Source organism: Methylobacterium sp. BE186 (assembly GCF_031457035.1).
GTDB lineage: Bacteria > Pseudomonadota > Alphaproteobacteria > Rhizobiales > Beijerinckiaceae > Methylobacterium > Methylobacterium segetis.
Window position 1 is genome coordinate 1 of the sequence record NZ_JAVDVV010000001.1, and the last position, 22,908, is coordinate 22,908.

Genomic DNA, 22,908 nt, shown 5'->3' on the forward strand with positions numbered 1-22,908 from the left:
AAACAGCTTGTATCCACTCACGATCCAGCACAAAGCCAGATCCGCAAGGACACGCGCCGTCCACGCTTCTCTTCCTCAGATGAACTTGTCAAAGAACACAGGCCCGAAAGACCCGTAGCGGACAACCAAGCCCAGCCCGACCGAAGCCAAGCCCAAAGCTCAGATTGTCCAAGAGACGTTTCAGCGCCCGGGCCACTTCCGCGGCCGGCGCCGATGAGCAGCGGTATACGGACCACCCCCAAAAACGTCAACCCGAAAAATCACAGACCCATGAAAATCCCGCGACAGCCGTGTGACGCAGCGAGACGCACGGCGGTTCTCGCGTGGCGCCCCCGCGCGCGGGGGCGAGCGGGATTGAGAGCGGCCGGGCGCCTTCCCCCGCGCCTCAATCTCGACATGCTGAGCCTCGACATGCTTGATCATCGGATCCGCCGGCGCGCGGGCGATCGGCGGCGCCCGGTCGTCGCCCTGCGGCCGGCCTCGCGGCGCCCGGTTTCCAGGGCGTCCGCTCCCCGTTGAAGGAACGCCCGTGAAGCGCGGCCGCCTGAAGATCGGTAATGCCGGCGACACCGGCCGGGCCGCCCCGCCGGCCCACGGGGCCGAGCCGCCCCTCGATCTGTCGGGATCGGATGCCGCGCGCGTCGACCGGCGCGAGGTGAACCTGCGCTGGCTCTGCGCGAGCGCGCTCACCGGCCTGACCGGCGCCGGCCTGATCGGCGCGGCCCTCCACGTCTCGCTGCAGGGCTCCACCTCTCTCGCCGCGATTCCCGAGCGGGCGACCGTGGTGGTGCGTCCCCAGGCGAGCGAGGGCGGCAGCAACGCCGCGCGCAAGGGCGACCGGCTCGTGCGCAACCTGATGATCGCCTCCGCCAAGCAGAGCTTCCGCGCGCCGGTGACCGTGCGCCTGGGCGAGCGCGAGATCATCAAGGTCCGCCCCTTCGTCCGGATCTCGACCGCGCTCTCGATGGCGACCGGCGTGTTCGCCTCCGACATCCCCCGCTTCGATCCCCTGCGCTTCGTCTCGGACGAGCCCCTGGAGCGGGCCCCCGACGCGAACGGGGCCGATGCGCCCGGCGCCGAGGTCACGGTGGTCAAGCGCGACCTTGCCGAGGTCTCGGTCGACCCTGCGGCGCCCGCCCTCGGCGACGACGACGTCGCCGCCCAGGTCGAGGAGGAGCGCCGGATGGCGGCCGAGGCCGGGCGCCGCACCACCCTTCCGATCGCGCCGCAGCTCATGCTGTCGCGGACCCTGCAGCAGGCGCCGGTGGGGCCGGATTTCGACGGCACGGCCAAGGCGCCTCAGGATGGCAGCCCGTTCAAGTCGATCGAGGTCCTGGTCGTCCCCGAGAACGTCACCCGGCTGCCCAAGGTCGAGCTGCGCCCGAACGAGTCCCCCCTCGTTGAGGAGCGCGACCTCGCGCTCAAGCGCGGCGACACGTTCGAGGCTGCGCTGAAGGCGACGGGGCAGGCGAGCGACGAGCAGGTCCGCGCGATCGTCGCCGCCCACGGCGGCCGGGGACGCACGGGGGCGCTCGCGGAGGGCCAGCAGTTCCGCGTCCAGGTCGCGCCGGGGCCGAAGCCCGGCGACCCGCGGCAGGTGACCCGCGTCATCCTCTACGGGGAGAACGGGATCGAGGGGATCGCGGCGCTCAACGACCGCGGCGCCTTCGTCTCCGTGGCGCCTCCGACCGAGGACGCGCCCGCGCGGGCCAAGGCGCCGGCCGTGGCCGAGAGCGGCGAGGAGGAAGAGGAGGGAGGCTCCGGCCCCCGCCTCTACCAGAGCCTCTACGAGACGGCGGCCCGCCACGACCTGCCGCGCTCGACCGTCGAGGACATCGTGCGGGTGTTCAGCTACGACGTCGACTTCCAGCGTCGCATCTCCAGCGGCGACGGTCTCGACGTGTTCTACACCTACGACGAGGATGCCGGCCAGGGCGCCGCCGAGCGGCCGGAATTGCTCTACGCCTCGCTCAACCTCGGGGGCGAGAGCCGCAAGATCTACCGCTTCCAGTCCCCGGACGACGGCGCGATCGACTACCTCGACGAGCAGGGCCGCTCGCTGAAGAAGTTCCTGATCCGCAAGCCGATCGCCGACGGCATCATGCGCTCCGGCTTCGGCTACCGGCGCCACCCGATCCTCGGCTACGCCAAGCTCCATACCGGCGTCGACTGGGCCAACCCGATCGGCACGCCGATCGTGGCGGCCGGAAACGGCACCGTGATCAAGGCCGAGTGGGATTCGGGCTACGGACGTCGCGTCGAGATCCAGCACATCAACGGCTACGTCACGACCTACAACCACATGTCGCGGTTCGGCCGCGGCGTCTCGGCGGGTGCCAAGGTCCGCCAGGGTCAGGTGATCGGCTACGTGGGCTCCACGGGCCTCTCGACGGGCGCGCATCTCCACTACGAGGTCGTGATCAACGGGCATTTCGTCGACCCGATGAAGATCCGCGTGCCGCGCGGGCGCGAGCTCGACGGGCGGCTGCTCGCCGAGTTCAAGCGCCAGCGCGAGCAGATCGAGGCCGTGATGCAGAAATCGAAGAGCGCCACCGCGATGGCCCAGCGCGACGCGATGCGCTGAGGATCTAGAGGAGCGCGAATCCAAGGCGGGCCCGCACCGATTCCGGGCTCACACCTTCCGCCCGCAGGTCGGCGAGGGAGGCGGACCCCTTCGATTTCGCGAGCTTGGCGCCGCCCTCGTCCACGATCAGCGGATGGTGATGGTAGCGCGGGCTCGGCAAGGCGAGGAGATGCTGCAGCAGGACATGCAGGTCGGTGGCCGCTTCGAGGTCCCGCCCCCGCACCACGTGCGTGATCCCCTGCGCCGCGTCGTCGAGGACGACCGAAAGATGGTAGCTCGTCGGCACGTCGCGGCGGCCGATCAGCGCGTCGCCCCAGCGAGCCGGATCGGCCGCGACCCGCCGCTCGTGGCCCCCGGGCTCGAAGGCCGTCCAGGCATGGGGGCCGGGCGCCGCCGCGAGGGCGCGGGCCATGTCGAGCCGCCACCCGTGCGGCTCCCCGGCGGCGCGGCGGGCGCCCGCCTCCCCGGCCCTCAGATGTCGGCAGGTGCCGGGATAACGGGGCGTGCCGTCGGGATCGGGAGCGGGGTCCGACCCCTCGACGCCGAGAGCCGCGAGGCGGGCCGCGACGGCACCGCGGGAACAGAAGCAGGGATAGGCGAGGCCGCGCTCCGCGAGGCTCAGGAGCGCGGCGCGATACTCCCCCATGTGGTCCGATTGCCGGCGAAACGGTTCGGGGAAGCGCAGGCCGAGCCAGGCGAGGTCCTCCACGATTCCGGCGGCGAGCTCGGGCCGCGAGCGCACCGGATCGATATCCTCGATCCGCAGCAGGAGGCGGCCGCCGAGACGGCGTGCGATCTCCGCGTTGAGGAGCGCGGACGCCGCGTGGCCGAGATGGAGGCGCCCGTTCGGGCTCGGCGCGAAGCGGAGCGTCGGCGTAAAGCCCAGCGTCGGCGCGCTCACCCGTCGGCGCGGCGAAGGCAGCGGGGCACCTCCGGGGTACAGGCGATGCCGGGCAGCGAGCAGGCGGGCCCTTCGGGCAGGCGCTGGCAGACCCGGCAGCCGTCGCTCCACTCGAGGCAGGCCCTGTCGCCCGAGGGCTCCGCGGTGGAGACCGGGCGGTGCTCGGCCGAGCCGGGCAGGAGGGCACCGAGGAGGACCGTGGCGGCGACGAGGCCTCCGAGCGCGGCGACGACGAGACCGTCCCGCGATGCCGCCTTCGAATCCGGGTTCGTGGGGTCCACCATGCGGGCCGTGTTCGCGCAGAGAGGGGCCGCCTGTCAACGCACCCCGTCAGGCCGCCCGGCGGTCGAGGAGCGCCGGCAGCGCCTTCAGGTTGAGAGGCTTGGCGAGGAAGCCGTCGAAGCCGGCGGCGCGGGCCGCCCGCTCGTCCTCGCGCCCGGCATTGGCGGTCAGCGCCACGAGGTGGAGCGGTTCCTCCCCCGCCGCGGCCTCGGCGGCGCGGATGCGCCGGGCGGTCTCCAGTCCGTCGAGGCCCGGCATGCGGATGTCGATGAGCGCGAGGTCGAAGGGCTGGCGGGCGATGCCCGCTTCGGCGAGACGCGTCAGCGCCTCCGCCCCGTCACGGGCCAGAACCACGCTGGCGCCGAGGCGCTCCAGCGCCTTGCCAGCCAGCAGGGCGTTGATCGGATTGTCCTCGGCGAGCAGCACCCGGGCCTGCGCGCGCGGGGGCGACGCCTGCGGCGGGATCGCGGCCGGCCCCGCGTCGAGGGGCGTCGCCGGGGCGAGCAGGCGATCGAACAGGGAGCGGGCGCGCACGGGCTTGATCAGGTAGCTGTCGAAGCCGGCCGCGTGGGGCGCGCCGAACTCGCGCCGGTCGAAGGGCGAGAGCAGGATCAGGCTGCAGCGGACCCCGCAGCGACGCGCCTCGTCGGCGAGCCGCCGCACCGCCGCATCGCCCAGAGCCCGGTCGGCGATGAGAGCGTCGAAGGGGGCGCCGGCCAGCGCGTCGAGCCCTGCCTCGACGCTGCCGACGACCACGGATGCGGCGCCCGACCGTGACAGGCGCCGGGCGAGGTAGGGCGCCTGATAGGGCGAATCCGCGACGATGAGGATGCGCCGGTCGTCCAGGATGATTCCGGGAGCGGGTTCCGCCTCCTCGGCCTCGGGCAGCGGGAGAAGCACCCGGAAGGTCGAGCCGCGGCCGACCCTCGACAGGGTCTCGATCCGACCTCCCATGCGGGCGACGAGGCGCCGGGTGATGGCGAGGCCGAGCCCCGTCCCCTCATGGGGGCGGCTCGCGCTGCCGTCGCCCTGCTCGAACTCCTCGAACAGGGCTGGGATGCGGTCCTCCGGAATGCCGGGACCGGTATCGGAGATGGCGAGGGCGAGACCGCCCTCCGCCCGGGCCAGGGTGACGCCGACCCCGCCGCGCTCGGTGAATTTGATGGCGTTGCCGGCGAGGTTGATCAGGATCTGGCGGATGCGGTCGGCATCGCCGATCACGAGGGGATTGAGGTCGTCGGCCACGTCGAGGGCGATCTCGATGCCCTTGTCCTGGGCGCGCGGTGCCAGCAACTCGACGACGCCCTCGGCGAGCGCCGCGATGTCGAAGGGCTCGGCGGCGAGGTCGAGGCGGCCGGCCTCGATGCGCGAGAAGTCGAGGATGCCGTCGATGAGCGTCAGCAGCGCCTTGCCGCTGGTGCGCACCGACTCGACGTAGGTACGCTGCTCCGGGTCGAGGCCGGTATCGAGGACGAGGTCGGCCATTCCGAGGATGCCGTTGAGCGGCGTGCGGAACTCGTGGCTGACGGTGGCGAGGAAGCGGGACTTGGCGACGCTCGCCGCCTCGGCCTTGGCGAGCGCCTCGTCGAGGGAGCGGGCCGCCTCGACGCGGGTCGTGATGTCGTAGCCCGCGCGCAGCCACTGGACAGGACCGTCCGCGCGGGCGACGGGCATCTCGACGAAGGAGAACCAGCGCGCCTGCCCGTCGACGGACAGGACGCGCGCTTCCAGGCGCCGCACGCCGTCGGGCCCACGGCTCACCGGCCCCTGCTCCAGGATCGTCGGATCGAGGGTCGCCCCGACGAGATCGAGAGGCTGGCGGCCGAGAAGCCGGGCGAAGCCCTCGTTGGCGAAGGTGATGCGCCCGAGCGCATCGCGCTGGACGATGACCTCCATCGTGGCCTCGACGAGCGCCCGGTAGCGCTCCTCGCTCTCGGAGATCCGCCAGATGCGGTCGTGCAGATCCTCGACGCCGGGTTCCTCCCGCCGCGTGGGCCGCCCGCGCCAGACCAGCGCCGCCAGGCTGAATCCGGCGGCGAGGAGGGCGAGGACGAGAGCGATGTCCTTGAGGTCCATGCGGGTCCCTCCGGCGCGGAGGCGCCGGTCAGAAAGGGAGGATCGCAGGCGGGACTGAAGGAGCGCTTGCGAAAGGTGTTTAAGCGACGGTTTCAGGGATGATGAGGATTTGAACCGTCGGGCGGCCTCCGGGCCGGTTCCGGCGCCCGGCCTCTCGCCTCCGCCTCCTCGCCATCGGCGGCACGGAACATTTCGCGACGCCTCGAAATACCCACGGGAGCGGCCGCCGTTGACCGCAAGTGTCCGCGACGGCAGGCGCCAACCCGCAGCGTCAGGGCGGGCAGGCCGGCCACGATCGTCACGCCGGGCAGCCGGTTCCCGGCGCGGAACCGGTTCGGCGAAACCTTTCGATCCCGCATCCCGTAAGGCCGAGCGAATGCTCGGGGGCGAGCGAGGCGCGAAGCGAAAGCTTTGACGCCCGGCGGCGCATGCCCGACCCCCGAAAGAAGAGAATTTTGTTATTGAAAACAGGAACTTATGAAGTGTTTTCTGGCTTTCTCCGACGTCCCGCCGGCAAGACCGGCCTCCGCTGGAGACAGTGCATGAAGAAGACCACACTCGCTCTCGCCGCCACCCTTCTCGGCGGCCTCGCGCTCGGTGCCGGCTCGGCCTCGGCGGCTCCGCTGGCCGTGAACGGCATCCAGGCGGATTCGGCTGCCGTTACCCAGGTCCGCATGACGGGCAGCGAGCGCATGATGATGAAGAAGCGCATGATGCGGAAGGAGATGATGCACCGCCGCATGATGAAGCGCCGGATGATGCGCCGCATGTAAGGGCTTCCCGAAGCTCTCGCGGCACGGCCGCAGCCGGAGGCGGGGCCTCCGGCGATCCCGACGATCTCCGAGGTGCCGCGGGGCGGTTGCCGCCCCGTGCCGGGAGGGTTCGCCCCACCGCAACGGTCCGCGTGCGCCCGAGCCGGCCGCGCCCTCCGGTTCGCGAGCCTAGCGGCGCATCCGGTCGGCCGTTCCGATCGCGCATTGCTGGATGAGGAGCGCCACGAGGCCCGACCAGCCCGTCTGATGCGAGGCGCCGAGGCCGCGCCCCGTGTCGCCGTGATAATATTCGTAGAACAAGACGTGGTCGCGGAAATGCGGGTCGTCCTGCTCGATGCGGCTCTCGCCGTAGACCGGGCGGCCGGCCGGGCCGCGGGCCGAGAGCCCGATGAGACGGCGCGACAGGTCGTCGGCGATCTCCTGCAGCGACCGGAATTCCCCCGAACCCGTCGGCGCCTCCACCCGGAAGTCGGGGCCGTAATAGCCGTGGAACCGGTGCAGGCTCTCGATCAGCAGGTAGTTCACCGGCATCCAGACGGGGCCCCGCCAGTTCGAGTTGCCGCCGAAGAGGCGCGAGCGCGATTCCGCGGGCTCGTAGGCGAGGCCGAGGTCGCGGCCTTCGTAGGGGAAGCAGAAGGGCGCCTCGGCGTAGCTCCGCGAGACGGCGCGCACGCCGTGGTCCGAGAGGAACTCGGCCGGATCGAGCATCCGCCGCAGCAGCGCCTTGAGGCGGTGGCCGCGCAGCAGCGAGAGCAGCGCCGTGCGGCCCTGGCCGGGTTCGTTCCAGCGGGAGACGAGGCGGGCGAGGTCGGGCCGGTTCACGAGGAAGAAGCGCAGCCGCTCGACGAGGCGGGGCAGGCGCGCGACCTCCGCCTCCGACAGGACGGCGACGGCGAAGATCGGGATGAGCCCGACCATGGTGCGGACGCGGATCGGACGGCGCTCGCCCTCCGCCGTCTCGATCACGTCGTAGAAGAAGCCGTCCGCCTCGTCCCAGACCCCCTCCCCCGTGGCGGCGGCGATCAGGAGGAAGTGCTCGAAGAACTTTTCGGCCATGTCCTCGTAGGCCGGATCATCGCGTGCGATCTCGATTGAGACCCTCAGGACGTTGATCGCGAACATCGCCATCCAGGCCGTCGCGTCGGACTGGGTGAGCGTGTCGCCGTTCGCCAGGGGCTTCGAGCGGTCGAAGATGCCGATGTTGTCGAGGCCGAGGAAGCCGCCCTGGAACAGGTTGCGGCCGGCCGCGTCCTTCCGGTTGACCCACCATGTGAAGTTGAGCGTCAGCTTGTTGAAGGCGCGCTTCAGGAAGGCGTGATCGGGCGTGCCCGTGAGCGCCCGGTCGAGCTCGAACACCCGCCAGGCGGCCCAGGCGTGGAGCGGCGGGTTGGCGTCGGAGAACCCCCATTCGTAGGCCGGCAAGGCGGCGTTCGGGTGCGTGTAGGCCTCGTCGATCAGGAGGAGGATCTGGCCCTTGGCGAAGTCGGGGTCGATCATCGCGAGGACGAGGCTCTGCAGGGCGAGGTCCCAGGAGGCGAACCAGGGATATTCCCAGGCATCCGGCATCGAGATGATGTCGTTGGCGCGCACATGCGCCCAGTCGCTGTTGCGGCCGGATCTCCGGCTCTCGGGGGGCGCCGGCTGGGCGGGATCGCCCGCGAGCCATTCCCGCACGTCGTAATGGTAGAGCTGCTTCGACCAGAGCATGCCGGCGAGCGCCTGCCGCTGCACGGAGCGGAGATCCGGGTCGGCGATCCCCCTCTGAAGGGCCGCGTAGAAGGCGTCCGCCTCGGCCTCGCGCTCGGCGAAGACGGCGTCGAAATCGGCGAAGGGCTCGCCGGGCGATCCCGCGGGGCGGAAGCGCAGGCGCAGCGTGCGGCTCTCGCCGGGCCCGAGGTCGAGGCGGTGGAGGGCGGCGCATTTGGTGCCGCGCCGGGCCGGGTTGACCGCTCCCGCCTCGCCCTCGACGAGGTAGCGGCCGATCCCGTCCTTGTAGAAGCCGGCGGGGTCGCCGACGCCGAAGAGCCGGGGCTCGTTGGTGTCGTTCTCGGTGAAGAGGAGTTCGGCCGGCCCCTCGACGGCGAGGCGCATCGGGGCCAGCGCCGGATGCACGGCCGCGACCGCGACATCCCCGTCCGCGGAGAGCTCCGGGCGCAGCGCGCCCGCCCGCCAGGACCACGTGTTGCGGGCGAAGAGCTGCGGCAGGACGCAGAGTGGGGCCGGCTCCGGGCCGCAATTCTCGATCGTGACGCGCATCAGCACGTCGTCCGGCGCGGCCTTGGCATAGGCGATCCCGACGTCGAAGTAGCGGCCCTCGTCGAACAGGCCCGTGTCGAGGAGCTCGAATTCCGGGTCGTCGAGGCCCCGCGCCCGGTTCTCGGCGAGGAGCCGCTCGTAGGGGTAGGCCCCGTGCGGGTACTTGTAGAGCATCCGCATCAGGGAGTGGGTCGGGGTCCCGTCGAGGTAGTAGTAGAGTTCCTTGACGTCCTCGCCGTGGTTGCCCTCCTCGTTCGTGAGGCCGAACAGGCGCTCCTTCAGGATCGGGTCGCGCCCGTTCCAGAGGGCGAGCGACAGGCACCAGTTGAGGTGCGTGTCCCCGAAGCCGCCGATCCCGTCCTCGCCCCAGCGATAGGCGCGGGACCGGGCGTGGTCGTGGGGCAGGTAGGTCCAGGCATCGCCCTCCGCGCTGTAATCCTCGCGGACGGTGCCCCACTGGCGCTCGCTCAGATACGGCCCCCAGAGCCGCCAGGCGGGATCGGTGCGGGCGAGCGCGAGGCGCGCGCCCTCGGCCGTGTCGAAGATGCGGGGCGCCTCGCAGGCGTCGGAGCCGGGATCGGGCATGGGGGGTCCGGGGCTGGCGGGGCCGATGCTCAGCCATATGGGCCGCGCCGGCCCCGCGCCCACGCGGGACGGCCGCGGGGGCCGCTCGGTCGGATAGCGCGCGCCGCGCGCTTCACGGGCGCGCCCCGATGGTGTAGGCGCGGCGGCTTGAGCACGCCCCGGCCCCGGCCGGCCCGCGCCCCTCGAGGCCCGAGACCGCAAGCGATGACGAGCCGCATCGAAGCCACCTTCGCCCGCTGCCGCGCGGAAGGCCGCGCCGCCCTCGTGACCTACGTGATGGCGGGCGACCCCGATCCCGAGACCTCGCTCAAGGTGCTGGAGGCGCTGCCGCGCTCGGGCGCCGACATCGTCGAGTTCGGGCTGCCCTTCACGGACCCCATGGCCGACGGGCCGGCGATCCAGGCGGCGGGCCTGCGCGCCTTGAAGGCGGGCCAGAACGTCGCGGGCACCCTCGACCTCGTGCGCCGCTTCCGGGCCGGCAATGCCGGGACGCCCGTGATCCTGATGGGCTACTACAACCCGATCCACACCTACGGGGTCGAGCGCTTCCTCGCCGACGCGATCGGGGCGGGCGTCGACGGCCTCATCGTCGTCGACCTGCCGCCGGAGGAGGACGACGAGCTCTGCCTGCCGGCTCTCGCCAAGGGCCTCGCCTTCATCCGCCTCGCCACCCCGACGACGGACGAGCGGCGCCTGCCCGCCGTCCTCGCGAACACGGCGGGCTTCGTCTACTACGTCTCGATCACGGGCATCACCGGCACGGCGACGCCGGATTTCGGCAGGGTCTCGGACGCGGTCGCCCGCATCCGCCGCCACACCGACCTGCCGGTGGTGGTCGGCTTCGGCGTGAAGACCGGTGCGCACGCAGCCGCGATCGCGCGGGGCGCGGACGGCGTCGTCGTCGGCTCGGCCCTCGTCGACACCCTGTTCCGCTCCCTCGACGCGGACGGCAGGGCGCAGGCGGGCAGCGTCGAGGCGGTGTCGAATCTCGTGCGGGACCTCGCCGAGGGCGTGCGCGCGGCCTCCGCCTGAGGACGGCCACACTGGCGGGCTAGGGGCGCGCAACCGATATCAGCCTCGGCTCAGAGCGAACGGCGCTTCATGATGGTGGAACCGATGAACTGGATCTCGGAGGTCGTGCGCCCCAAGATCAAGACCCTGTTCAAGCGCGAGACTCCGGAGAATCTCTGGATCAAGTGCCCGGACACGGGCCAGATGGTCTTCCACAAGGAGGTGGAGGGGAACCACTGGGTGATCCCAGGCTCCGAGCACCATCTGAAGATGAGCGCCCAGGCCCGCCTCAAGATGATGTTCGACGAGGGCACCTGGATCGACGTGCCCCTGCCGGAGGTCGCCGCCGACCCGCTCAAGTTCCGCGACGAGAAGCGCTATGTCGACCGCCTCAAGGAGGCGCGGGCGAAGACCGGGATGGCCGACGCCTTCAAGATCGGCTTCGGCCGCGTCGGCGGCATCCCGATGACGCTCGCCGCCCAGGAATTCGGCTTCATGGCGGGCTCCCTCGGCATGGCCGCGGGCGAGGCCTTCATCCGCGGCGCCGAGACGGCGCTGGACAAGCGCACCCCCTACATCCTGTTCTCGGCCTCCGGCGGCGCGCGCATGCAGGAGGGCATCCTCTCGCTGATGCAGATGCCGCGGACCACGGTCGCCGTGCGGCGCCTCAACGCGGCGAAGCTCCCCTACATCGTGGTGCTGACGAACCCGACGACGGGCGGCGTCACCGCCTCCTACGCCATGCTCGGCGACGTGCACCTGGCCGAGCCCGGCGCCCTGATCTGCTTCGCGGGCCCCCGCGTCATCGAGCAGACGATCCGCGAGAAGCTGCCGGACGGGTTCCAGCGCGCCGAGTACCTGCGCGAGCACGGCATGGTCGATCAGGTGGTGCACCGGCACGCCCTGAAGGAGACGGTCGCCCGGATCTGCGGCCTCCTCATGAACACGGCCCCGGACGCCGCCCGCGTGGCGGCCCCCGCCCCGAGCACGGCCCCGGTGCCCGAGCCGGCCTGACAGGACGCGACACGAGAGCGCGACGCACGACATGGATTCCTCCGACGCGCTGATGGCGCGCTTCCTCGCCCTCCACCCCCGCACGATCGATCTCTCGCTCGGGCGCATCGAGGGGCTGCTCGCCAAGCTGAACCATCCCGAGCGGCGCCTGCCGCCGGTGATCCACGTGGCCGGCACCAACGGGAAGGGCTCCACCATCGCCTTCATGCGGGCGATCCTGGAGGCCGGGGGCCTGTCGGCCCACGTCTACACCTCGCCGCACCTCGTGCGCTTCCACGAGCGCATCCGCCTCGGGGCGATCGGCGGCGGCCAGTTCGTCGCCGAGGACCGGCTCGCCGACGCCTTCGCCCGCTGCGAGGCGGCCAACCGCGGCGACCCGATCACCGTGTTCGAGATCACGACGGCCGCGGCCCTGCTGCTCTTCTCCGAGGCGCCGGCCGACGTGCTGCTCCTTGAGGTCGGGCTCGGCGGCCGCGTCGACGCCACGAACGTGATCGACCGGCCGGCTGCGGCGGTCGTGACCCCGATCGGGCGGGACCATGCCGAGTATCTCGGCGACACGGTCGAGGCGGTCGCGGGCGAGAAGGCCGGCATCTTCAAGCGCGGCTGCCCGGCGGTGATCGCCGCCCAGGACTATGCCGAGGCCGATTCGGTTCTCTGCCGCCACGCCGAATCGGTCGGCGCGACCCCGATCCTCGTCGGCAACCAGGATTTCTCCGTCCACGAGGAGAGCGGGCGCCTCGTCTTCCAGGACGAGACCGACCTGTTCGACCTCCCCAAGCCCCGCCTGATCGGGCGCCATCAGCTCACCAATGCGGGCACCGCGATCGCGGCGCTGCGGGCGGCGGGCTTCGGGGATATCGGCACGGCCGCCCTGGAGACGGGCCTGCGGCAGGTCGACTGGCCGGGCCGCCTGCAGCGGCTGAGCCGCGGGCACCTCTCCGCCCTCGTCCCCGCCGGCTCGGAACTCTGGCTCGACGGCGGCCACAACATCGACGGCGGCCGCATCCTCGCCGCCGCCGCCGCCGATCTGGGCGAGCGCAGCGACGTCCCCCTCGTCCTCATCGTCGGGCTGCTCGGCACCAAGGACGCGGAGGGCTTCCTGCGCAATTTCGTCGGGCTGTCGCGGGCGCTGATCGCCGTGCCGATCGCCGGCCAGATGGCGGCGCGCCCGGCCGAGGAGGTCGCCGAGATCGCTGGCAGCGTCGGCCTGAGCGCCCGCACGGCGCCGAGCGTCGAGGCCGCCCTCGCCCTGGTCGGGGACATCGCCTTCGAGCGGCCGCCGCGGATCCTGATTTGCGGCTCGCTCTACCTCGCGGGCGCGGTTCTGACGGCGAACGGCACGCCGCCGACCTGACGAGCGCCCGCCGAACACTTCAACCGTGCAGTGCATCCGGCTCGATGCCGGCAGCGGGACTGTGGTTGCCGGCGGCCTGATCGCAGGAGAACCGTCATCCCCGTTCTCCACCGGTACGCCGGGCAAGTTGTCGAGTGCCGGGCGGTGTGGCCTCAGCGCTACATCTTAACTGTGGAAAATCCCTTAGTTTCGCCACCGATCGGGCATAATGCTGGGGATCAAAAAGTGAAAAAGCTTCTCTCGACCTTCGCCGCCTTCACGGCGCTCACCGCAGCGGCCTCCGCTGCCGACCTGCCGCGCCGCGCTGCGCCGCCAATCTTCACGCCGGTTCCGGTCTTCACCTGGACGGGCTTCTACGCTGGTTTCAATGCCGGTTACGCCTTCGACGCCGGTAATACGAACCTCAACGCCTTCACCCAGACGGCGAACAACCCCGTCACGCTGACGGGCCCGGGCGGCGCCGCCGTTCCGGCCGCGATCCTGCCGCTCGGCGCCACCCTCGCCTACCGCAATGCGGAGCGTGACGGCTTCACCGGCGGTGGCCAGATCGGCTACAACTACCAGTTCACGCCGGGCGCCGGTGTGGTCGTCGGTATCGAGGCTGACGCCCAGTACCTCGACTTCGGCGCTCGCCGGAACAACGCGTTCACCACCAACGCGGCCGTCATTAACCCGAACTTCGTGCCGGTGAACGGCGTGCTCAGCACGCTCGACTTCTTCGGTACCGTTCGCGGCCGCATCGGTTACGCCTTCGACCGCGTCCTGTTCTACGGCACCGGCGGTTTCGCCTACGCTTCGGGCGACAGCCGCCTGAACCAGTTCGCGAACGTCGCCCGCGGCAGCGACTTCCTCACCGGCTGGGCTGCCGGTGGTGGCGTCGAGTACGCGCTCCCGACCGACTCGTTCCTGAACTTCTTCCGCTCCTCGGCGGTGACGCTCAAGGTCGAAGGTCTGTACGTGAACCTCGATCGCGGTCGGGGCACCGTGCTCCCGGTCGTCGGCGGCCTGCAGACCGCTGGCGGTCTGGTCCCCGTCTACAACCAGTTCGGCACCGTCCGCCGCGACACCGAGTTCGCCGTGGTTCGCGCCGGCCTCAACTACAAGTTCGGCACCTACTAAGCCGAACAACGGGTCTCGAAACCAGGAAGCCCGGCCGCAAGGCCGGGCTTTTTGCTTTTCTGCCGGCGGCAGGCCGCAGAGACGAGAAAGGCCCGGCTCGTGGAGCCGGGCCTTTCCTGTTCGAGGCGTCCCGTCGGAGACCGGCCCTAGGCCGAGGCGGTCTGGATCCAGCGGGAGAGATCGCCCTTCGGCGCGGCGCCGACCTTCTGGTCCACCCGCTGCCCGTTCTTGAACAGGAGCAGCGTCGGAATCGAGCGGATGCCGTACTGCGAGGCGATGCCCGGGTTCTCGTCGACGTTCACCTTGGCGATCTTCACGCGGCCCTGAAGGTCGGCCGAGATCTCCTCCAGCGCGGGGCCGATCTGCCGACAGGGGCCGCACCACTCCGCCCAGAAATCCACGACGACGGGCTCGGCGGAGTTGAGAACATCCTGCTCGAAGCTCGCGTCGGTCACTTTCACCGTCGCCATCACAGTCCCTTTCCGGTTTCGCGGCCGGAAGACCTCTCACAGGGCGCCCTCGCCGCGACTGCGGCAGAATTGGCGACGCTCCCCCCGAGGGTCAAGGCGCCCTGCAACCGGGGCAGAGCAGAGACGCCCCAGGCTCATGAAAGGGGTTGGTCCCCGACCCCGCGCCGACCCGCAACCTGGGCCGAATCGTCCCGGTGGCGGCGCCCGACCCTCGCCGCGACCCCTCCTGCGCCCCATCTCCCCGCCCATCGGCCGCCGCCGGGCGGCACCGGCCTTAAAGCCCGGGACCCGTCGAGCCGTCCACACGGACGCGCCGCGACCAAGCCCCCGGCGAGGCGGACCGCATGGAGGAACACCGCACGTGACGCGCATCCATCCCACCCTGCTCGCCACCGTCGCCGCGCTGAGCCTCAGCCTGCCGGCCCTCGCCCAGAATGCCGCGCCCGAGACGCCGGCCTCCCGCGTCGAGGGCGGCGCCTTCGCCGCGCCGAGCAGCGACTCGGCGGGCTCCTCCCCTGCCGAGACCGCGGAGCCGAACACGGGCTACAAGCCGCTCCTGCCGAACCAGACCCGGGCTCCGAAGCCCGCCGAGGCGGCCCGGGTCGAGGTCGCGACGGTGGTCAGGGGGCTCGCCAGCGCCTGGGCGCTGGAATTCCTGCCGGACGGGCGCATGATCGTGACGGAGAAGGCCGGCAAGATCCGCATCGTCGGCAAGGACGGCAAGGTCGGCGCCGCCCTCGCCAACGTGCCGAAGGTCGATGCGCGGGGCCAGGGCGGCCTCCTCGACATCGCGCTGAGCCCCGGCTTCCGGAACGACCGCACGATCTACATCAGCTACGCGGAGCCCCGCGAGAAGGGCAACGGGACGACGGTGGCCAAGGCGACGCTGACCGAGAGCGGCGACGGCGGCAGCCTCGACAATGTCAAGGTGATCTTCCGGCAGACGCCCTCCTACGAGGGCGACAAGCATTTCGGCTCGCGCCTCGTCTTCACGCCGGACGGCAAGCTGTTCGTCACGGTCGGCGAGCGCTCGGACAAGGGGCCGCGCGTGCAGGCGCAGGACCTGTCGAGCGGCCTCGGCAAGGTCTTCCGCATCGACACGGACGGCAACGCCCCGAAGGACAACCCCTTCGTCGGCAGCGAGAAGGCCAAGCCCGAGATCTGGTCCTACGGGCACCGGAACGTGCAGGGCGCGACCCTGGACGGCCAGGGCCGGCTCTGGACGATCGAGCACGGGCCGCGCGGCGGCGACGAGCTGAACCGGCCCCGGCCCGGCCTGAATTACGGCTGGCCGACCGTGACCTACGGCATCGAGTATTCGGGCGAGAAGATCGGCGAGGGCATCACGCAGGCCGGCGGCACGGTGCAGCCGGTCTATTACTGGGACCCCGTGATCGCGCCCTCCAGCCTCGCCTATTACGACGCCGCGCTGTTTCCCGCCTTCAAGGGCAACTTCGTCATCGGCGGCCTGATCAGCGCGGGTCTCGTGGTGCTCAAGCTCGACGGCGACAAGGTGGTGACGGAGGAGCGCATCGACCTCGGCGAGCGTATCCGCGACGTGAAGGTCGGCCCGGACGGGGCGATCTACGCGGTCACGGACGGGCCGGACGGCAAGGTCCTCAAGCTCACGCCGAAGAACCGGGAGGGCTGACCGCGAGGCCCCGGAGCGCGTCCGCGATCTCCGCCTCGCCGAGGCGGCGGATCGCCGGGCCCGAGGTCCAGACGAGCATCGGCACGATGCGGTGGCCGGGATAGACCCGGCCGAGGAGCGCCGCGTAGAGGGCGATCTGAGCCGCGTCGGCCTCCGGCAGCGGCGCCCCGCCTTCCGGGGGCCGGCCGGTCTTGAAATCGGCCAGCCACACCGTGCCGTCGCGGACCGCGAGGCGGTCGACCCGGCCGTAGACCGGGCGCTCGCGGCCCTCCGCCAGCACGCGCCCGGACAGCGTCACCTCCGCGCGCGCCTCGCGGGCGAAGAGCGGCGCGAGGTCGGGCTCGTCGATGAGGGTGAGCGCCGCCTGCGCGATGGCCCGGCGCTTCGGCTCGGGCAGGCCGGGTGCGCGCGCCCGCACGAAGGTGGCGGCGGCCTCCGCGCGCCGCGCGGGATCGAGCCGCGGCAGGTGCTCGAGCAGTGCGTGGATCAGCACGCCGCGGCGGCGCGCCTCGGCATCGGCGAGGCGGCGCCCCGAATCGCGCCGTCCATCCGCCCCCCGCAGGCTGCCCGAAGGGCTCAGCGGGGGCGCCGCATCCGTCTCGGGCGCCACCGGCGCCCGCAGCCAGCCCGGCAGCGGCACCGGCGCCGAGCCCCCCCGCGCGGCGGCGAGGCTCAGCCCCGCATCCTGGCCGTCCCGCCACAGGGTGACCGAGCCGTATTCCGTCTCGACCGTCTCGCCGGGGCCGAGCCGGAGCTCCAGGCCGGCCTCGATCATCCGGCACCACGCGGTCTCGGCGGCCTCCGTGCGGCCCCGGTAGGGCGCGATCACGAGGCGGTCGGCGGCCCGCGTCATGGCGACGTAGAGGAGGCGGTTGTGCTCCTCGCGGGCGCGGGCCTGGATCTCGGCGCGCGCCGCCGCGGTCGCCGCGCAATCATGCGCCCGGGCGCTCGACCAGACGGGGGGCAGCGCGGCCCCCTCCCCCGCCGGCATGGCGAGGAGCGGCGGGTCGTTGCGGCCCAGGGGCTCGCAGCCGTCGATGACGACCACGACCGGCGCCTCCAGGCCCTTGGCGCCGTGGACGGTCATCACCCGGACCTCGTCGCGGCCGGCCTCGAGGTCGCGCTTGACCGTGTGGCCGCCGTCGCGCGCCGCCGACCCCGTGAAGCGGGCGAGGAAGCCGCCGAGGGAGGGCGCGTCGCTCCCCTGCTCGGCCTGTGCGGCGGAGGCGAGGAACACGTCGATCGCATCGCCGGCCTCGCCGCCGAGGCGGGAGACGAGGCGCGCGCGCCCGTTCATCGGCCCGAGCAGGGCCGCGTAGAAGCCGAACGGCCCGTGCGCGGCGGCGAGGCGGATCCAGCCGGCAAGCGCCGCGCGGCCGCGGATGGCGGCGGCGTCGCCCGCGTCCGCGTGGCGGTGAAGCGCGTCCTCCAGGGTCTCGGACAGCTCGCGGCGGGCCGCGATCCGGATCAGGTCGTCGTCGCTGAGCCCGACGAGCGGCGTCTTGAGGGCGGTGGCCAGCGTCAGGTCGTCGGCGGGCAGGAGCCCGGCCCGCCCCGCCGCGACGAGGTCGTTGACCGCGATATGGGCGGCGACGTCGAGCCGGTCCTGGCCGGCGACCGGCACGCCGAGCCCCTTGAGCGCCCGGATCACCTCCTCGAAGGCGGTGCCGCGCTTGCGCACGAGGATCAGGATCTCGCCCGGCGAGCGGCGGCGCCCCTGCTCGTCGCCCGTGGTGATCCAGGTCTTCACGGCGCGGGCGATGCGGCGCGCCGTCCGGATCGCCGGGGCGTTCGTCTCGGGCGCGTCGACGGGGGCGGCCCAGGCATCGGGCTCGACCTCCTCGGCCGGCTCCTCGATGCACCAGAGCTCGACCGCGCCCGCCTCCTCGCCGCGGGCGGTGGAATGGACGGTGCCGATGGCCGCGTCGTCGAAGGAGAGGCCGCGATAATGCTCGGGCACCGCGAAGGTGGCGTCGACCGCCCGCAGCACGCCGCGGGCCGAGCGGAACGAGAGGGTCAGCCCGACATCGGCGAAGGCGTGCTCGGCCGCCCGCGCCTCGCCCGCCCAGGCCCGGCGCGTCACCTCGAACTCGCGGGGCTCGGCTCCCTGGAAGCTGTAGATCGACTGCTTGGGGTCGCCCACGGCGAATCGCGTGCGGCGCACGCGCCGCGCGCCCTCGCCGGCCGCGAACTCGGCGGTGATCCGGCGCAGGATCTCCCATTGGTGCGGGTTGGTGTCCTGCGCCTCGTCGATCAGCACGTGGTCGACGCCGCGGTCGAGCTTGTACAGGACCCAGGAGGCGCCGACCCGCGAGAGCAGGTCGAGGGTCTTGTGGATCAGGTCGTCGAAATCGAGCGCCCCGAGCCGGGCCTTCTGCGCCTCGACGCGGCGATGGATCTCGGCGGCCAGCGTGAATAGGGCCCGGGTGCGGGCATGGGCACGGGCCGCCCGCAGGCGCTCGAACAATCGCTCCAGCCGGTCGCGCTCGGCGATGAGCGCCTCCCGCAGACCCTCCGGCACCGCCTTGGTGCCGAGGCTTTTCGCCGATTTCGGCTCGTCCTTCTGGGTGAAGAAGACCGAGCGGTAGGCTTCGATCGCGCCGACCGGATCCTCCGCGGCGAGCGCGCGGCGCGCGTCGAGGAGGGCGTCGGCGAGACCCTCGTCGGTGCTCTTGCCGGTGCGCAGGGCGTCCGCCTGCCCGGCGAGGTCGGCGAGCCCGTCGAGGATCCGCGCCTCGATGGCTTGTGCGGTCTCCTCCGCCGCGAGGCCGAGGGAGGCCGAGAGCGCGGAGAACAGGGGATCGAGGCCGCCGCGCGCGCCGAGGACGTGGCGGGCCTGGATCGCGGCGCGGATGGCTTTCCGCAGGACGTCGCCCGTCGCTTCGGGGGCCACGAGGGCGTGGGCCTCGGTGAGGTGCGGGTGGAGCGTGCCGATCGCGTCGGCCAGCACGTTGTCGGTCTCGACCGCGAAGGCCTCGCGGGACTGGTTCTCGTCGAGGACCACGAAGCGGGCCGGCACGTTCGCCTCGAAGGGGAACATGTGCAGCAGCCGCTCGCAGAGCGCGTGCAGGGTCTCGATCTTGAGGCCCCCCGGCGTCTCGACGGCGCGGGCGAACAGGCGGCGGGCCGCCTCCAGCATCGTCCGCGAGGGCCGCTCGCCCGTCAGCTCGGTCAGCTCGGCGGTGAGCGCCGCGTCGTCGAGGGTCACCCAGCGGCCGAGGCGCTGGAAGACGCGGATCGACATGTTGGCGGCGGCCGCCTTCGTGAAGGTGAGGCAGAGGATGCGCCCGGGCGCGGCCCCGTCGAGGAGGAGGCGCACGACCCGATCGGTGAGGACCTTGGTCTTGCCCGCGCCGGCATTCGCCGAGACCCAGGCGGAGGCGCGCGGATCCGCCGCCTGCCGCTGGGCGGCGACCGTCAGCGCGTCGACGAGGAAGGGGGTGGTGCGGGCGGACATCAGCCCTCCTCCTCGCCGCCGAGCGACCATTCGAGCACCCGGGCGAGGTGGTCGTAATCGCCGTAGGCGCGGGCGTATTTCGGGTAGGGGCGCGAGACGTAGGCCGCCTCGCCGGTGAGGAAGCGGGCGATGAGGCCGCGCAGGCGCTCGGCATGCTCGGCGACGATCGCCTCGACGGGGCGCGCGTCGCCGCGCGGCGGCTTGACCGGCACGGGATGGAAGGCTTTGCGGCCGCCGGAGGCGTACAGGTAGAGGAGGTCGGGCGTCGCCGTCACCGCGGGCAAGCCCTCGAAGGCGCCGTGCATCAGCATGGCGGCCTCCAGCGTCAATTGCGGCGAGAAGCCCGCGAAGACCTCGCGGGCGCTCGGGGGCGCCCCGGTCTTGAAGTCGACGATGCAGGCCCCCCCGTCGCGCCGCCACTCGATCCGGTCGGCCCGGGCGCGCAGCGTGAAGGTCTCGGAACCCATCGGGATCACCCAGCGCCCGGAGATCTCGGGATGCACGCGGGCGAGGTCCGCACGGCGCTGGATTTCCCAGGGGAGGTAGGCCGCCGCCATCCGCTCGTAGCGGGGCCACCATTCCGCGTAGAGCTCCGGATAGACGTCCTGGATCGGACCGAAGGCGTTGAGCGCGAAGGCGAAGAGCAGCTCCTCCGCCCGCGCCGGCAGGGTCTCGGGATGGGCCTGCGCGAAGGCGCCGAGGATCGCGTGGATCAGGGTGCCGCGCTCGCTCGCGCCCGGCAGGGCCGCCACCGGCTCCAGCGGGTCGAGACCGAGCACGTGCCGGGCGAAGATGGCGTAGGGGTCGCGCACCAGGGTCTCGATCTCGGTGACGCTGAGGGTACGCGGGAACAGGGCCGGGTCGGCCTTCGGCTTCGGCTGGGTCAGGCGCGGCTGCGGCGGCTCGGCGCCACCGTCGAGGGCGGCGGCGTAGGCTGCGAGGCGCCGACCGCGCCCGAGCGCTCCCTGCCAGACCTCCTCGCCGACGAAGGCGCGCATCCGCTGCAGGAAGCGCGAGGGCACGGTCGGCGCGCCCTCGCGCTTGCCGGACCGGGTGATCACCGCGTCGCGGCAGCCCAGCGCCTGCACGAAATCGTGGGCGCTCTGGCCGATGCGCCGCTCCGGCGGGTTGAGGCCGACGCGCTCGCGCATCGGCCGGTTCAGGAAGGCATCGGTGACCGTCTTCATCGGCCAGACGCCTTCGTCGAGCCCGCCGAGCACCACCCGATCGACGCTGAGGAGGCGGGCCTCCAGGAGGCCCAGGATGCGCAGGCGCGGATGCGGGGCCGCGGTGGCGCAGGGCACCACGCGCTCGCGGGCGAGCGCCGTGAAGAAGGCGGGGTAGTCGCCGAAGCGGCCGGGCAGGAGGCCGGAATCGGCGAGTTCGAGATCGTCGAACAGGGCGTCGAGGCAGGCGAGGGAGGCGTCGAGCTCGGCCTCCGGCGCCTCGTCCGGCCCCAGGATCAGCCAGTCGCAGGCGGCCCGGTGGCGGCCCGCCACGGCGACGAGGTCGCCGATTCCGCGGGCATCGTCGCCCGGGAATTTGGCGAAGGCGAGGGCCAGCCGCTCGACCAGCGCCTCGGCGAGGTCCCAGTCGACCGGCTTGAGGCGGCGCTTCGCGCGGGGGCGGCGCTCGCCGTCGCGCGGGTTCCGCGCCTCATCGAGCGCCCGGCGCAGGCCCTCGAAGCCCGGAGCCGGGGCGGGCCCGCGCAGCACGCCGATCTCCAGGGCGGCGGCGCCCCGCACCACGTCCTCGCGGTCGAGGCCGAGCCGCACCAGCGGGTGGGCGAGGAGCGTGATCAGGCGAGCCGGGTGGAGATCCGCGGCGAGCTCGGCCGCGAGCCGGGCGAGGCGCCCGGCCGAGCTCTGAGCGAGGGCGAGCCCCGCCGAATCCTCGGCGACGATGCCCCAGCGGGCGAGTTCCGCCGCGACGCGGGTTGCCAAGCCCCGGTCCGGCGTGACGAGGGCCGCCGTGGCGCCGGGGCTCTCGAGCGTCTCGCGCAGGGCGAGCGCGGCGATCAGCGCCTCCTCGCGCTCGTCCGCCGCCTCGGCGACGGTAACGTCCGCAAGGCCGCGGGCCGCGATGTCCGCGCGCGTGGCCGGCTCGATCCGCGCCCAGGCATCGGTGGTCTCGGCCGGGCGCAGGGCCTCGGACAGGAGGCGCACGCGCGCCGCGAGGTCGGGCGCGGGCGTCCCGAGGGCGGTCACCGCCCCGCGCTCCAGGCGCAGGCCGCCGGGGCCGAGGAGCCGGTGCAGCACCGCCTGCGGGTGGCCGTGGGCGATCTGCCGCTCGAAGCCCTCGCCGGTCTCGATCCCGTCCCAGCCCGCCGCGTCGAGGTCGAGATCGAGCCCCGGAAGCACCACCGCGCCGCGGGGCAGGCCGGCCACCGACGCGATCAGGCGGGCGGTCGCCGGCACGGAGCCCGTCGAGCCCGCCACGACGACCGGATCGGCCGGGCGCTCGCGCATCAGGCGGTCCGCCTCGGCGAGAACGAGGCGGCGGGCGCGGGAGACCGGGTCGCTGAGGCCGCGCTCGGCCAGGATCTTGGGCCAGTTCTCGGCCGCGATGCGCACGAAATCGAGGGTGAGGCCGAAATACTGCGAGTACTCGGCCTCGACGGCGCTGCCGATCTCGGACCAGGGCAGCCCCTCGACGGTGAGCGCGTCCATGAGCCGTTCGAGATCGGCCGCGAGGCCGACCGCGTCCGAGGGCGAGGACGGCACGAGGAAGGGCACGTCGTCGTCGATCGGCAGGAGCTTGCGGTCGACGGTCTCGGCCCAGGCCTGGACGAGGCGGGCGAGGATCAGGCGCCGCTCCAGCGGCGGCATCGAGGGGTGGAGCGCGTCCGGGCCGTTCTCCAGGAGCGGGTTCGCCGCGAGGTCGAGTTCCGCCTCGTCGGCCTCGCCGAGGGGGATCATCCGCGGCAGGAGGGCTGCCTCGCCGAGGCGCTCGGCCAGCACGGTGCCCAGCGCCCGGGCCGCGCGGCGGGTCGGCACGTAGATCGTCACGGCGGCGAGCGCCAGCGGATCGCTCCCGAGGTCGCCGACGAGGCGCCCCTCGATCAGGGCTTCGGCGAGCGCCGGCAGGAAGGGCGCGCCGGGCGGGATGGTGAAGACGCGGGATTCCGTCATGGAGAACCGTGGCACCCCTGATCAGGCGCGAATCCCTTCTCGTTCCGAGAGGGACAGGGTGAGGGGCTCGCCCGATCCGGAGAGGTCGCCCCCCTCGCCCGGTGCGCCGACGCGCCCGCGACCTCGCCCGAACCGGAGAGGTGGGACGTCGAGACCAACCCGGGGATGCGGAGAAACCTGCCGGCCAGCATCACGTCGTCGCCCCGCCTCCCGATCGCCATCGCCACTTGTCGCCGAGGAC

The 22,908-nt window shown here is 72.6% G+C and carries 14 protein-coding genes; 7 read left to right on the forward strand and 7 right to left on the reverse strand.

The annotated features are described in order from the left end of the window. Positions 1-529 precede the first annotated feature (529 nt). A complete protein-coding gene (locus J2X36_RS00005) occupies positions 530-2,584 on the forward strand; it encodes a M23 family metallopeptidase (protein WP_405029697.1) in 2,055 nt (684 codons plus the stop codon). A 4-nt stretch (positions 2,585-2,588) separates the two neighbouring features. Here the strand turns inward: J2X36_RS00005 and gluQRS are convergent, their stop codons facing one another. Genes gluQRS through J2X36_RS00020 form a run of 3 tightly spaced genes read right to left on the reverse strand, consistent with a single transcriptional unit; the run spans position 2,589 to position 5,843 of the window. Continuing rightward, the gene (gene gluQRS, locus J2X36_RS00010) at positions 2,589-3,485 is read right to left on the reverse strand and encodes a tRNA glutamyl-Q(34) synthetase GluQRS (protein ID WP_310344453.1); all 897 of its coding nucleotides are present in this window, start codon (positions 3,483-3,485) and stop codon (positions 2,589-2,591) included. Further along, positions 3,482-3,769: a hypothetical protein gene (locus J2X36_RS00015; protein ID WP_132256899.1), complete on the reverse strand. Its 288-nt coding sequence runs from the start codon at positions 3,767-3,769 to the stop codon at positions 3,482-3,484. Before J2X36_RS00015 ends, gluQRS begins: the two co-directional genes overlap by 4 nt. A gap of 46 nt (positions 3,770-3,815) precedes the next feature. Continuing rightward, the gene (locus J2X36_RS00020) at positions 3,816-5,843 is read right to left on the reverse strand and encodes an ATP-binding protein (protein WP_310344458.1); all 2,028 of its coding nucleotides are present in this window, start codon (positions 5,841-5,843) and stop codon (positions 3,816-3,818) included. 542 nt (positions 5,844-6,385) lie between these two features. On the opposite strand from J2X36_RS00020, the gene J2X36_RS00025 reads away from it, so the two are divergent. Further along, entirely contained in the window at positions 6,386-6,616 is a 231-nt protein-coding gene (locus tag J2X36_RS00025; RefSeq protein WP_310344461.1) for a hypothetical protein, read from the forward strand. 168 nt (positions 6,617-6,784) lie between these two features. Here J2X36_RS00025 and J2X36_RS00030 read toward each other — a convergent pair whose 3' ends face one another. Further along, complete coding sequence (locus J2X36_RS00030; protein WP_310344463.1) at positions 6,785-9,457, reverse strand: MGH1-like glycoside hydrolase domain-containing protein; 2,673 nt, start codon at positions 9,455-9,457, stop codon at positions 6,785-6,787. Positions 9,458-9,661: 204 nt separating this feature from the next. Here J2X36_RS00030 and trpA point away from each other — a divergent pair, with 204 nt between their 5' ends. The 4 genes from trpA (at position 9,662) to J2X36_RS00050 (ending at position 13,958) form a co-directional block, all read left to right on the forward strand. Continuing rightward, entirely contained in the window at positions 9,662-10,489 is an 828-nt protein-coding gene (trpA, locus tag J2X36_RS00035; RefSeq protein ID WP_310344466.1) for a tryptophan synthase subunit alpha, read from the forward strand. A gap of 72 nt (positions 10,490-10,561) precedes the next feature. After that, a complete protein-coding gene (gene accD / locus J2X36_RS00040; protein ID WP_310345515.1) occupies positions 10,562-11,482 on the forward strand; it encodes an acetyl-CoA carboxylase, carboxyltransferase subunit beta in 921 nt (306 codons plus the stop codon). A 31-nt stretch (positions 11,483-11,513) separates the two neighbouring features. Further along, on the forward strand, positions 11,514-12,839 hold the full coding sequence (locus J2X36_RS00045; protein ID WP_310344468.1) for a folylpolyglutamate synthase/dihydrofolate synthase family protein: 1,326 nt from the start codon (positions 11,514-11,516) through the stop codon (positions 12,837-12,839). A gap of 225 nt (positions 12,840-13,064) precedes the next feature. Beyond that, a complete protein-coding gene (locus tag J2X36_RS00050; RefSeq protein ID WP_310344471.1) occupies positions 13,065-13,958 on the forward strand; it encodes a porin family protein in 894 nt (297 codons plus the stop codon). A 146-nt stretch (positions 13,959-14,104) separates the two neighbouring features. On the opposite strand, the gene trxA is transcribed toward J2X36_RS00050, so the two are convergent. Then, entirely contained in the window at positions 14,105-14,428 is a 324-nt protein-coding gene (trxA, locus tag J2X36_RS00055; protein WP_132255421.1) for a thioredoxin, read from the reverse strand. A gap of 361 nt (positions 14,429-14,789) precedes the next feature. On the opposite strand from trxA, the gene J2X36_RS00060 reads away from it, so the two are divergent. Next, positions 14,790-16,079, forward strand: a complete 1,290-nt coding sequence (locus J2X36_RS00060; RefSeq protein WP_310344475.1) for a PQQ-dependent sugar dehydrogenase — start codon at positions 14,790-14,792, stop codon at positions 16,077-16,079. Here J2X36_RS00060 and addA read toward each other — a convergent pair. Beyond that, on the reverse strand, positions 16,054-19,536 hold the full coding sequence (gene addA, locus J2X36_RS00065; RefSeq protein ID WP_310344480.1) for a double-strand break repair helicase AddA: 3,483 nt from the start codon (positions 19,534-19,536) through the stop codon (positions 16,054-16,056). The two genes, J2X36_RS00060 and addA, sit on opposite strands and share 26 nt — an antisense overlap. Continuing rightward, entirely contained in the window at positions 19,536-22,667 is a 3,132-nt protein-coding gene (gene addB / locus J2X36_RS00070; RefSeq protein WP_310344483.1) for a double-strand break repair protein AddB, read from the reverse strand. Before addB ends, addA begins: the two co-directional genes overlap by 1 nt. Positions 22,668-22,908: the final 241 nt, after the last annotated feature.